The following is a 12,565-nucleotide window of genomic DNA, read 5'->3' as shown; positions in this document are numbered from 1 at the left end:
ACGCGGTCAGCCCCCGTTGGGGGAGGGAGGCGAGCCGTCCTGGTTGAAGGTGACCGGCGTGACCGTGCCGGAGTTCGCCGTGTCCAGGAACATGCGGTAAAGGTCCACGCCCTGATACGTGCCACTGGGCGCGCCGCCGATGATCTCGACCAGCGCCAGGTGCAGATGCGAGTCGATGCCCGCGAACTCGTAGACCTGGCCCAGCACATCCCCGCGGGAGACCTGTGTACCGACGCCCAGCCCGCCCGGGATGTTGGTGAGATGGGTGTAGAAGCCGCCCATCTCGTCGTTGGGGGAGCGCATGAAGAGCTGCGCGCCATAGACCTTGCCGCTGTCGGTGGCAGGGTCGTGCGGGCTGAACTTGGTGATGTGGGCGTCGAAGGCGGCATGCACCTCCGTGCCCGCGGGGGCGCCGAGATCCATGCCGTACTGGATGTACCAGTGAGGCGACTGGTGGCCCCCCGTGCCGGGTCCGCCCAAGCCGGCGGTGAAGCCGCTGGGGAACGGGTTCGACATGTCGATGGTGAATGCGGACACCTGTCCTGCTCCTTGTTCGAGTCGCCGGCCCAACCGCATTCCAGTCTCCCGTCCTGCCTTGTCGATGGCGACTGCAATCACCCGCCGGGAAAAGGCAGTTGTGGAATGCGAAACGAATACTGCGGTGGCTGCCCGAGAAGGCCGAGCCTATACTGGAGCCAATCTGCGCTCCCGCCTCTCGGAGGCTCTCGGAGGCCGTTATGACCTGGTCCAACGTGACCGACTTGGAGCCAGGCGACGTCATCAGCATTCTCGGTGTGGACCATGTCTTTTACGACGACGTGATGCGCACGGGAGGCAGCATCGCCTGGAACGACCAGAATCCCGGGAACATCGTCAATTCTGGCGAAGCAGTGAGTTACGGCGCGTATCCCGGCAAACACAATGACATTTTCGCCGTCTTCCCCGACGAGGAGACGGGGTTCCAGGCCGTGCGCCGCTATCTCGCACGCCGTAGGGACAAGACCGTCCTCGAGGTGATGAAGGCGTACGCCCCGGCAGGGCACGGGTCCAACGACCCCCAGCGGTACGCCCAGCAGGTCGCCGACGCCATGGGGGTCGGTACCGGCACCGCCCTCGCCGCCCTGGACGACAACCAGCTCACCACGTTCGCCGACGCGATCCGGCGGGTGGAGGGCTGGCGGCCCGGAGCGGCGCACGGCCCCGACGACCTGCCGGGAGACGTCGCGCAATGGCTCGCCGAACACCCCAGCCGCCCCGAACGAACGGCGGCGGACCAGCCCTTCGCCCGCAAGGGCACCGTCGCGGAAGGCGTCAAGAACATCCAGCAACGCCTGAACGACCTCGGCTGCGACCCGCCCCTCGTCGTGGACGGCAACTTCGGCCCGCGCACCCAGGAGGCCGTGCAGCGGTTCCAGGCCGACAACGGCCTCACCGCGGACGGCATCGTCGGCAACAAGACCTGGCGGCAACTCGTGGGGGTCTAGGGACAGCGGGGCTCAGGAACAAGGCAGACGACAAACACGAGACGACAAACACGAGACGACAAACACGAGACGACAAACACGACTGGAGGAGACCCATGACCGCGACCGCGACGATTCTCGACGTCTACTGCGTCCACGCGGCGACCGGCACCGACGCGACCGTGAACGAGGCACTGGGCGCACTCGCCGCCAGAGTCCCGCTGAGCGAGGTCGGTGCGAGCTCCGTGCAGGACTTCGTGCAGTCGGTCCCCCAGGCCATCGCGGCGATCGACGCCGCCCGCGGCGACCCGGACGACCTGTACATCACGACGACCACTTCGAGCGGCGTCGACGGAGCCATCTGGCCGGGCAACGGCTCGACGGGCTCGGTGAATTCCGGCCAGACACAGCCGCTGGGAGTGAGCGTACCGGTGGACTTCGTGCAGAACCTCTCCCTGTGGGACTACGACAGCGCCTCCGGCGACGACCTGCTGGGCTCGATCCGGATCGAGGAGTCCGAGCGCGGGGCCGGCCCCATCGCCCGGCTCGCCTCGTCCCCCGGGGAGGGTTCGGCGTACTACGTCACCTACCGCGTCGAATAGGTCACGACGGTGGACGGCGCCTGGACGTGCGACCGGTGCGGAGCCGAGGCACCGCCCGACGCCCAGCGCTGCCGCAACTGCGGTGCCTGGCTGCCGGCGTACGCCGAAGACCAGGACACGGTGACACGAGGGCGGCGGCGCCACTGGCCCAGGACCGTGTTCACGCGGCAGCCGCCACCGCCACCGCCGCCCCCGGAGCCTCCGCCCCGGCCGTACGTCCCCCCACCACCCACGTGGAACCCCCCGGTCGAGCCTGAGCCGGAACCGCCGCGCCGGCTCCCGGTCGGCACCCTCCAGGGCAGCGGCAGCGTCGAGGGCGTGGCGCGCAACGTGCAGTTGCGCACCGAGGTCCGCGGCAGCGGGGGCAACACCGGCACGACCGTCGTCTGCAACTTCCGCGTGGAGGTGTACGACCGCCGAGGCCGCCCCGTGCGGCTGGTGCCGGTGGAGATGCGGGGCGACTCCTTCGAGGGGGCCGTCACCGAAGGGGACCGGGTGCGCGCCGAGGGTAGGGCCAAACGCGGCACCCTGCGGGTCAAGCGGCTGTACAACCTGACCACCGGCGCCGAGGTCTCGACCCGCGGTACGCACTGGGCCGTGGCCGTCGTCGTACTCCTGCTGTTCGCCGCCTGGATGATCTTCATCTTCTTCATCGCCGGACGCTGAGTCCTCTTCGCCGGACCTCCGACAGGCCACCGTGCCGGCCTACCGCCGGTGCGGAAACGGCACCCGTAGGTCGACCAGTTCGAAATCGTCGCCGCGTGGATCGATATAGGCGAGCGGGGCGTAGTGGTAGTGCACCCCGTGCGGGCGGCGCCGCAGCGGCTCGCCCTCGCGGCTGCGGGGCCATTCGACGTCCCCGGTGAGCACCCGGGCCGGGATGAGCCAGTAGTCGCCCCGGCGGTAGACGCGGGGCCACTCGTCGCTGGGTGAGAAGCGGATCTCGATGCCGTCCTCCAGCGGCAGCCACGTGTCCTCCCGTACGGGAAGGGCCGTTCCCTCCTCGCCGCACTCGCTGTCCCAGCGGCGCAGGAAGGGGTGCAGGGACCGGCGCTGCCCGGCGTCGTCGGCGGGTTCGGAGTCGAGCACGACCCGGTATCCGGCGTAGTCGACCTCACGGACCGTGTACAGCCGCCCGCACCGGGCATCGGGCCGGTCCGACGCGCCGCGGCACACCACCGCGTCGTCGACGATCTCCACCACGTCGCCCATGTCCACACCGAGCTTGTCGTCCCGGCCCAGCGTCTCCAGCTCGACCACGGCACCCTCGATCTTCCGGACGGGCAGCACGACCGAGCCGTTCTCCCGCGACCACTTGAACGTCGCCGTCCCTTCCCTGCCGCCTCGGTGCACCTCGACCCGGTACAACTGGTTCTCGAGCCCCCGGTAGCCCGAGGACGGGGGCAGCTCGCTCAGGGCCAGGTCGTCCTCGTCGGGGCGCCTGGTCCGGGCGGCGAGCAGGCCGCGCGGCTCGAAGTCGCCCCGGATGCGCTCCCGCAGGAAGCCCGCGGCGCTGCGCATGTCCGGCCGGAAGGAGCCGGGCTCCAGCGGCAGCCGGCACACCTGCCAGACCACGCGGGTGCGTGCGGTCGTGTCCGGGCCGCCCGGGCCGAGCGCCACCTCACGGATCCAGGGCGCCTCCACCGCGGTGATCAGGCGCTCCCACACCCTCAGGTACACGAGGAACGGCCCGGACGGCAGCCGGTCGTCGTCCCGGTCGCTGTCGAGGTGGCCGTCGGGCTGGTCCCAGTAGTCCGTGCCGTCGCACTCACAGAGGATGCCGTCGACGTACATGCGGCCCGAGGCCACGCTGAAGGTGTCCCCGTCGAACCCGTCGACCCCGAACCCGCCGAGGGCGTCCTCGTCCTTGTCGGGCGGGTACGCGGCCGGCCCCAGCAGGTCGGCGGCGAGCGTGCGCACGTAGTGCAGGAGGATCGCCGTCTGCTCGTTGATCTCGGCATCGAGCTGGACCCGCCCCTGCTGGGAGAGGACCGAGGAGAAACGCCGGGCGGGATCGAAGATGACGCGGGAGAAGTCGCCGTGCATGGGTGCTTCCTGCCTGGGCCGAGGGGGGTTGGGAGGTGGGGGGGGACAGCGGCCGGGGGTCGTTGCAGTGGGCTCAGGTGACGAAGAAGAGCCCCGTGTCGCATCCGGCGGGGGTGTACTCCTCCAGCCGGGTGCGGAGGTTGTCCTCGCGCAGCGGCTGGAAGAGGTGGTGCAGTGCGCCGGGCTCGCAGCCGTTGGCGCCGCCGCGGCGGATGGCGTCGGTGCAGTCGTCGGCGAGCCGCACGTAGTCGGGCGAGCCGTACCGGGTGGCGGCGAAGCGCAACCTCACCCGGTCCGGATCCCCGGAGTGGTCGGGTTCGCAGTGGAAGCGGGGCGGGGTCCGGGAGTGTTCGGGCAGCCAGCAAAAGCGCAGGGAGCCCTGGTCGCGCCGCTCGACGGACACCTTGCCGGCCAGCAGGCAGTCCTCCAGCACGTCGACCGCCCGGGCGTGCACGGCTCCGAGGACGGTGGTGCGGCGGGCGGTGAGGAGGATGCCGGCGGGGCCGCCGTCCGGCGCGCCGATCGCCGTCGCCTCGGACCCGGTGGCGTCCACCACGCTGTCGTAGAGCTCGACGCGGTTCTCCTCGCCGCCGTCGACCGAGAGGGCGCCGACGATGCTGTGGTGGATCTCGGTGCGCACCGGAGTGTCGGCGATGTCCAGCCCGGGCGCACCCGGCGCCAGCGGCGTGCCGCGCGCCTCCAGCACCCAGCCCGGTACGAACGTGCAGTGCCGCACGACGAGACGCTCCACCCCGCCCCGCACTCGCACGCTGCCGCCGGTCACCAGCAGACCGTCGAGGACGATCCGCGCCGTCGGCCTGCCGGCACCCGTGATGGTCAGGGCGCGCTGACGGTCGCCGCCGTGCCGTCCCCTCAGCCGGACGACGGGCCGCACCCCGTCCGCGGCGCGCAGGGTGAGCCGGTCGCCAGGGTCGAGGCGGATGTCGGTCAGGTCCTCGTACACCTCGTTGGCGGTGATCTCCACGATCACCTCCGTCTTGCCGCCGTGCGCCCGCTTCCCCGCGCGCCAGCGGTCGAGCGCGTCGGCGATGCTCGCATGGTCCTCGCCGGGGCCCACCCGGAAACGCTCCGGCGCGTCGGTCGTCGCGGGCTCGGGGCGCGGGTACTCGCCGCCGCCGAGGTCACCGGAGAACGCGTGGTGGTACGTCACCCGGACGCCATGGGCGGGAGCCGTGCCCGGCGGCAGCGCGAGCCGGCCGAGCACGGGGTCGACGGCGACCTGCCCACGGGCGGGGCGGTAGCGCCAGTCGGACAGATCGGCGGCGACGATCCGGTCGGGCGGCACGGCGTCGCCGTCCGGATCCGGACCGGTCCACACGCACAGGCTCTTGCCGGGCCCGTAGTAGTCGTGGAGCCGCTCGGCCAGGGCCCTGCGGCCGATGGGCTCCGGCACGTTCGTCTCGTCGGCGACATGACCGCTCGACGGCTCGGGCACCGGGGCGGTGTACAGGGGTGTGTCGATGGCGAGCACGTTGAAGGTGTAGCAGGCCCGGTCGCGATCCAGGCAGTACGCGGGGGCTCGTGTCACGGAGTACGTGCGCAGCCGCCACAGGTGCAGGCCGACGGACCGGACCCCGTAGCGGCCGGGGCGGCGGGCGGAACCGGCGCGCGGCACCTCCACGGTGCGGGCGCAGTCGTCGAACGGGCCGCCGAGGCGGTCCAGTGCCCCGGCGCGGCGTACGTCGACCAGCGCACCGCGTGCCGACCTGCGGCGGGCGTCGCGGCCGTCGGTGGAGTAGCGGCGCACCGGCTGGGTGACACAGAGCAGCCGGTGGTACTCGACGACCCGGGCCGGCCAGCCGGCCACGCCGGACGCCAGGTCCTCCAGCAGCGCCAGGGTGCCCTTGCGGCGCCGGTGCGTGACCGTGTCGGCGACGTCCCTGCGGGGCACGGCGGCGGCCGGCAGCCCGGTGGCCCGGGAGGTGTCGTCCGACAGGGCGGCGGCGATGCGGGGCAGCATCTCGTACCCGACGAGATCCCCGAGGTAGGGAACCACCCAGTCGTCGCAGGTCTCGATGAACCAGTTGTCGTAGAGCCCCTCGATGTCCTCCTGGACCACGGCCGCCTGCTCGGCGACAACCGTCAGCAGTGCGCGCAGCGGGCCGCCCTGTTGCGCGTCGCGTCTGCGGTGCACGGCGGGCAGCAGGTCATACAGCTCGTCCGGGGTCATGGAATCCTCCGCAGGATCAGGGTCCCCGGGACGGCCGGGTCCAGCAGGACGAGTTGGGCGGGGCGCAGCACCAGTCGCGGGGGCCGCCGCTCGGGCCGACCCGGTGCGGTCCGGCGGTCGAGGAGCACCGTGGGGGCCTGCGCGGCGTCGACGACGGCGGCCGGATCCTGCGGGCCGCCGACGGGGGAGAGGTCGCGCACCGCGCGCGGCCCGGCGGACAGGGCGGGCACGCAGGAGTCGACGGAGGGATGCGTGACGAACCGGACCACTTCGGCCGGGTCGGCGCCCTCCGGGATGCCGCCGAAAGCGTCCACGTCCACGAAGTCGACGCCGGTGACCCCGTGCGCGGCGGCGACGACGGCGCTCAAGTACACCGGCCGGGCCAAGTGCGCCTCCGCGAACCCCAGTCGGGCGGCCAGCGCCTCACGGACCCGCCGTTCGACCTTGTCAGGCAGATGACCGGGGGCCGTACGCACGCCGAGCACCAGCACCAGCCGGACGCGCTCGCAGGGCTCGACCCGCACGGGCAGCCGGGGGTCGCCGTAGCGCCGCAGTGCCGTGCGCAGTCCGGCGAGCAGCGAGGAGGAGGCGTCCAGCGGGGTGTCGTCGCGGGCCGCGACGGTGACGTGCAGGACGGGACGGCCGCCGTCCGTGCAGCGCTGGGCAACGGCCTTGTCGACGCCCGCGAAGGCCCGCGCGAAGGACTGGTAGTCGCGCACCGACACCAGCCGGTCGAAGGCGGCCAGCCGCAGCGGGATCGCCCGGCGCAGCTGTGCCGGCCCGTCGGCGTCGGCCCCGCCGGTCGCGGGCAGCGGGTTGGTGACGCCGCTGACGCCGAGCGGCCGGCTCACCACCTGGCTGATCCGCCCGGCCGCGACATTGCCGGCCCGCCCGCCCCCGACGCGGTAGCGGGCGGTGACGTTCTCGGTGCCCGAGGGCAGCCGGGCGCCGCGCAGGCCGTCGCCGAACTCCACGGCGGCCCTGCCGTCCGGGCCCGGGCGCAGTTGGAAGACCTGGGCGGTCGGGCCCGCCTCGCCCAGATCGACGGTGCGCCGCCACGCCACGTCGTCGACCCGGACGGTCAGCGCCTCCTCGCCGCCCTGGGCGGTCGCCGACGGCAGCCACACCAGCGGGCCCTGCCGCAGCGGCAGCACCTGGCCCGCCCGGCCGGAGTCACCGCTGCCGAGGATCTCCGTCACCGTCTCGCCCGCGGTGGCCGGGACGACATTGCCGTGTACGACGACCGTGTCCCGCCGGTAGCGGTGGGCGAGCGGAGCGGTCAGCTGCAGCGTCGTGCACAGCCGGTCGTCGAAGGCGTGGCGCACGCCCGCGAGAACGGCGAGTTCGCAGCCCGGCACGCCCGTGCCGGCGCCGGGAACGACGTCCGTGCGTTCCCCGGAGACGATGAGCAGCCGTCCGGGGGCGAGCCCCTCGAAGGTGCCGTCCAGCGTGAGGGCGTCGCCCTTCACATCGCTCGGATCGGGCGGGGCGGCGAGGACCAGTGGCTCACCCGCGGCCCACACGGTGGTCGCGCGCCGGGCGGCGATGTCGTCGCAGTCCTCGGTCCACGCCCCGGCCAGCCGCAACCGCGTCACCCGCACGGCGTCCTGCCCGTTCGCCACCGACAGTTGGCCGACCTCGGTGACCCGCAGGACACGGGTGCGCGGACGGCCCACCACGCGCACCGCGATCCAACTGCCCGGCTCGATCTCCTCGTGCACCGCGTCCAGCAGCAGGACGTCCGCCGCGAGGGGGGCGGTGCCGTCCGGCCGTGACCGTACGGCGGCGCGCAGCAGCCGTCTCACCCGGTCGTCGTCCGGGACGGAGGCACCGAGGGGGACTGCGGTGATCCGGAAGCGCTGCACACCCGGCCGGGCGGCGGCCGGGACGGATACGGCGGTCAGCGCCTCGTACAGGGACGCGGTGAGGCCTGGCCGGTTGCCCGCCAGCAGGCGGGGCAGGCCGTCGGAGCCGGCGCCCAGGGCATCGGCGACGGCGGGCGGGGTGCGCGGCGGGGGCTCGCTCCGGTCGAGCGCCCGCAGCAGCGGGTCCACGGCGTGCAGCACCGGGCGGCCGGGACTGCCGAGGTCGCGCAGCAGCGCCTGCGCGTCGGCCGACGTGGGCCGCGTGGGCTCCTCGGTCATCCGGCTCACGGCGTGCCGCACCGTCGCGAGCCGGACGGCGGCCCGCTCGGCCAGCGCGTCGGCGTCGTCGCCCCCGCCGAGGTCGGCGAGCCGCTCGCGCAGCCGGCCCAGCCTGCGGTCGAGCCGGGCCGCGAAGGTGTCCGGGTCGCGCAGCTCCTCGGCGCGGTCGCGCACCTCCCGCAGCAGCGCCAGCAGCTCCTCGAAGGGGCCGCGCGAGGGCGCCCGACGGGCGGTTTCCTCCACATCCTCCTGGAGCGCGTCCACCGCGCTGTCCAACTGCCGTGTCGCGTCCGGCACCCGCAGCCGTACGGCGGTCCGCCCTCGCGCGGGGTCCGGTTCCACGTCCCCCACCACCCGGGTCACGTTCAGCCGGGCGTCCGGATACGTGAACAGCAGACGGTCACCGGGCCGCAGGGCGGGCTGGACACCTTCGACGTCGACGGACGCGGTGGTGACGGCGAGCCCGGCCGCGAGGCCGGCCGGCCGGGTGGTGCGGACGGGCAGCCGGTTCCAGTCGGCCCGCGCGGTGAGGTCCTTGGCGGTCTCGAAGACCAGCGGCAGCCCACCGGGCTCCGGTTCGCTGCGCACCTGCGAGCCGGCCGGAACGACACAGCAGGTGCCGGTGTCCAGCGTGTAGGCGAGGTGGGTGGCGGCCGCCAGCGCGGGGCACGGCCGGTGCCCGACCAGCCGCCCCAGCCGGACCAGGGACTCCTGCTCCGTCGCGGTGCGCAGGAACCCCTCGTTGGCGATGCGCTCCTGATAGAAGGTCAGCACATCGGCGACCACGGCCCATGCGTCGAGCAGGGCGATCGAGGCGTCGTCGGGTTCCCGGGCCGTGAGCGCGGCCAGGGGAGGCTCCTCCCCGGCCGGGCCGGGCGGCTTGTCCCCGGCCGACGGAAGCCGGGCCGACATCGCGTCCAGGAACTGCTGATACGTCCCGACGCGATACGACAGCGCGGGCAGCCCGGGGCGGTTCCACACCCGCGTCGAGGGGGGCTCCGGGGCGGTCATCGTCCTCCTCGCAGCCGCAGCACCAGTTGCCCGTTCTCCGGGCGCGTGACATCGCCGTCGAGCCGCGGGACCTCCAGCGGGCGCAGCCGCAGCTCCCCGGAGGGCGGCACGTCCGGGCCGTCGGCCTCGGGCCCGGGCGCGTGGAGCCTGCGCAGCCGGGTGACTTCGGCGTGCCGCACCCCGGGCACCGCCATGCAGACGGCCACCAGGGCACTGGCCCGCACCGGGGTGCCGAAGGTCAGCGCCGCCGGGTCGAAGAACCCCGCCTCCCCCGGCAGGAGGCGGAGCTGGAGCGCCTGCCGTACCTCGGCGGTGACGTGGTGCGGGTCGACCAGGACGTACAGCGCCACATCGAGCGGCACCAGCTGCGCGGGGTGGGTGACGACCTCGTGGCCGATGCGCCGGTAGCGGCGCAGTGCGGCACGTACGTCCTCCAGCAGCTCCGGCGAGGGCACGGCGCCGCCCGCCGGATCGACGGCCACGTCGGCCTCGTACCAACTGCCGGTCCAGCGCAGCGCCGCGGCGGCGCGCTGCACACCGGGGCGGCCTTCGGCGAGCGTGGCGTAGTCCTCGGCGGTGACGGCGCGCAGCAGTGTGCGGAAGGGGGCGCGGGGCGCGGCCAGCCGCACCTCGGCCACCGGCTCCGGATCGGTGCCGCCGGTCGCAGGCACCGGGTTGCGCACCCGCGTGACCAGGCCCGCGAGGCCCCCGTCGCGGTGGGCGATCCGGTTGACGGCCTCGCTGCCCGCGTTGCCCGCACTGCCGTTGCCCACGCGGTAGACGGCGCGCAGCGTGCTGCCGGGGCGGGGCGCCCGGCCGCAGCGGTCGTCGCCGAACCGCAGGGTGAGCACACCCTCGTCGTCGGTCTCGCCGACCACATGCCGGTCGCGCGGGCCGCTCTCCAGCAGGTCCCGGCGCGGCTCCCACCGGGCCCGGGCACCCTCCGCCTCCACCAGGCGTACCGCGGGAAGCGCCTCGCGCGGATCGGGACGCAGGGCCGTGCTCGCGGGGCCGTGCAGGGCCGGGTTGTCCGGGCGCAGGCCCTCTGCGGCCAGGGCACCCCAACTGTGCCGGATCTCCCAGTCGGCCTCGGCCGGGTCGAGCACGTATCCGGAGCGGGCTCGGCGGGCGAGGGTTTCCAGGCGGCGCAGCCGGGGGGCGAGTACGTCTTCGAAGCGGGAGAGCAGACGGGCGGCCCGGCGGGGGTCGCTGACGCCGGAGACGCCGAACAGGGTTTCCAGGAGGTCCCGGCCCTCGTCGTCGATGTCGCCCTGCTGGTGCAGGTCGCGCAGCAGTTCACGGGCCCGGGCGGCGAGGCCGCGCAGGTGCCGGGACTGGGCCGCGGCCAGGTCCGCCGGGCGGGGATGGGGAGGGGACCAGGTGACGGGTGTGCCGCGCAACTCCGCCTTGAAGGGACGGGCCGTCTGCGGAACCTCGATCAGCTCGTCCGTGTCGCCGCCGGGCAGCCAGGTGTTCTCCAGACCGTGCTCGACCAGGAGCGCGTTGCCGCGGGCCACCACGGTCGCGCTCTTGCGGCCGTCGGGCCCGGGCGGGTTGCCCACCCACAGCGGGAAGGTGAGCGCGTCCTCCTCGGCCCAGGCGATCTTCACGACCGGCGTGCCGTGGTCGGCGTCGTAGTCCCGGACGGCACGGGCGAGCCGGACCGCCTGCCGATGGCCGGGGTCGGGCGCGCCGCCGTCGGGGGCCTGCAGCTCCTCCAGGACGAGGAGGTCACCGGGCTTGAGGTCCAGCGCACGCTCCACGTCGAGCAGCGCGGCCCGCGTGGTGCCGACGGGCAGGTGGAACGTGTCCTGACCCCACGCCCACAGCGGGATGCCGTTGTGCTCCGGACGCAGCCACATCCTGCGCCGCTCCAGGGGCCGGTAGACGGGATGCGACCCCGAGGCGAGGTCCTCGACGGACAGCACGGGGTCGCTGACCGGGCGCAGTGCGTCATCCGGCTGCGCGGCGAACGCCAGATGGTCGGTCCGCACCGACCGCGGCGCGGCCGTCTCCACGCACACGACGGTGCGGGCCGCGCAGCCGTCGTGCATCGGATAGCCGACGAGGCGTGCGTGCCGCCGCACCGAAGTGCGCAGCCGCGCGGTGTCGAGGTACGCCTCGGTGGCCACGGCGTCCTGCTGGTAGCTGAGCCGGTCTGCGACATGGGCCAGCAGCTCCACCAGGGTGACCCAGAGGTCGGGGACGTGGCGCTCGGTCCACTGCGGCAGGGTGAGGGACAGCCGCTCCAGGAGGAGGCGGCGGAAACTGGCGTAGTCCTTGGCCAGATAGTCGATGGCGGGTGCGGGGCGGCTCGGCGCCCGGGGCGGGGCGGGGGCGTCCTGCGGCCGGCGGGCGGTTCGGCGGAAGGTGAAGTCGGCCCGGTCGTGGGCGCCGTGGAAGCCGCGCCCCAGGACGCGCAGGCGGTAGGTGGAGTCGTCCCCGGGGCGGTCCAGGAACAACCGGAACCGCTTCGCAGGCGCACCGCCCTCGGACTCCTCCGTGACGGTAGCCGGCTCCTCGCCGGCCTCCGTGACGGGAGCCGGCTCCTCGCCGCGCTCGGGAACGACCCGCAGCACGCGAATGCCGACGACCCGCTGCCCGCCCTCGATCACGAACCGGGTGCGGTCCACGCCCCGCGGCAGCACCCCGGAGAAGGTCACCGTCAGCGTGCGCCGGTCCGGGTGCGCCCATACGTCCTCGATGCCGGCCGGACGGCTCCGGCGCCCGTCCGCCACGGTCATGAGCCGGTCCCCCCGCTCACGGTCAAGGTGCGGTTCTCCCCGGTGGCCGTCAGCACATAGGCGACCCGCACATGGAGCGTCGCCTCCTCCGCGGTCACGGTGAGGGAATCGACCGTCAGAAGGTCGCCGAGCCAGCGCTGCAGGGCCGCCTGAGCGGTCATCTCCAGGGTCGCGGCGAGTTCGGGGCTGCTTCCGGCGAAGACCAGGTCGAGCAGACCGCAGCCGAAGTCGGGCCGGTTGACCCGCTCGCCCGGGGTGGTGAAGAGGACCAGCTCGACCATGTCCCGGACGTGGTCGGCGTAGGCGGCCGACGCCGTGCGGCCACGGGCGTCGACGCGGTAGGGGAAGGCGACGTCCATGGCGC

Annotated in this window: 9 protein-coding genes; 3 read left to right on the top strand and 6 right to left on the bottom strand. The window is 73.9% G+C overall.

Going from position 1 to position 12,565, the window contains the following annotated elements; genetic code table 11:
* Nucleotides 1–6: 6 nt before the first annotated feature.
* On the bottom strand, nucleotides 7–537 hold the full coding sequence (locus tag EHO50_RS11210; RefSeq protein WP_164904815.1) for a peptidoglycan DD-metalloendopeptidase family protein: 531 nt from the start codon (nucleotides 535–537) through the stop codon (nucleotides 7–9).
* A 200-nt stretch (nucleotides 538–737) separates the two neighbouring features.
* Between EHO50_RS11210 and EHO50_RS45595 the strand changes: the two genes are divergently transcribed.
* From EHO50_RS45595 to EHO50_RS11190, 3 genes are all read left to right on the top strand, one after another.
* Nucleotides 738–1,484 carry a peptidoglycan-binding protein gene (locus tag EHO50_RS45595; protein ID WP_220096431.1) on the top strand — a complete coding sequence of 249 codons (747 nt, stop codon included), beginning with the start codon at nucleotides 738–740 and terminating at the stop codon, nucleotides 1,482–1,484.
* Between the two features lie 95 nt (nucleotides 1,485–1,579).
* Complete coding sequence (locus EHO50_RS11200; protein WP_128429738.1) at nucleotides 1,580–2,065, top strand: hypothetical protein; 486 nt, start codon at nucleotides 1,580–1,582, stop codon at nucleotides 2,063–2,065.
* Between the two features lie 318 nt (nucleotides 2,066–2,383).
* Nucleotides 2,384–2,731, top strand: a complete 348-nt coding sequence (locus EHO50_RS11190; RefSeq protein WP_128429736.1) for a hypothetical protein — start codon at nucleotides 2,384–2,386, stop codon at nucleotides 2,729–2,731.
* A 39-nt stretch (nucleotides 2,732–2,770) separates the two neighbouring features.
* On the opposite strand, the gene EHO50_RS11185 is transcribed toward EHO50_RS11190, so the two are convergent.
* From EHO50_RS11185 to EHO50_RS11165, 5 genes are all read right to left on the bottom strand, one after another.
* Complete coding sequence (locus EHO50_RS11185) at nucleotides 2,771–4,111, bottom strand: DUF6519 domain-containing protein (protein WP_128429735.1); 1,341 nt, start codon at nucleotides 4,109–4,111, stop codon at nucleotides 2,771–2,773.
* 73 nt (nucleotides 4,112–4,184) lie between these two features.
* The gene (locus tag EHO50_RS11180) at nucleotides 4,185–6,302 is read right to left on the bottom strand and encodes a hypothetical protein (protein WP_128429734.1); all 2,118 of its coding nucleotides are present in this window, start codon (nucleotides 6,300–6,302) and stop codon (nucleotides 4,185–4,187) included.
* Complete coding sequence (locus tag EHO50_RS11175) at nucleotides 6,299–9,457, bottom strand: putative baseplate assembly protein (RefSeq protein ID WP_128429733.1); 3,159 nt, start codon at nucleotides 9,455–9,457, stop codon at nucleotides 6,299–6,301. Before EHO50_RS11175 ends, EHO50_RS11180 begins: the two co-directional genes overlap by 4 nt.
* On the bottom strand, nucleotides 9,454–12,201 hold the full coding sequence (locus EHO50_RS11170) for a putative baseplate assembly protein (RefSeq protein ID WP_128429732.1): 2,748 nt from the start codon (nucleotides 12,199–12,201) through the stop codon (nucleotides 9,454–9,456). Before EHO50_RS11170 ends, EHO50_RS11175 begins: the two co-directional genes overlap by 4 nt.
* Nucleotides 12,198–12,560 (bottom strand): GPW/gp25 family protein, encoded by a 363-nt coding sequence (locus EHO50_RS11165; protein WP_128429731.1) that lies wholly within the window; start codon nucleotides 12,558–12,560, stop codon nucleotides 12,198–12,200. The genes EHO50_RS11170 and EHO50_RS11165 overlap by 4 nt, the downstream gene beginning before the upstream one ends.
* Nucleotides 12,561–12,565: the final 5 nt, after the last annotated feature.

This window comes from Streptomyces cyaneus, assembly GCF_004028635.1.
GTDB lineage: Bacteria > Actinomycetota > Actinomycetes > Streptomycetales > Streptomycetaceae > Streptomyces > Streptomyces cyaneus.
This window is presented reverse-complemented; position numbering and strand designations above follow the sequence as displayed.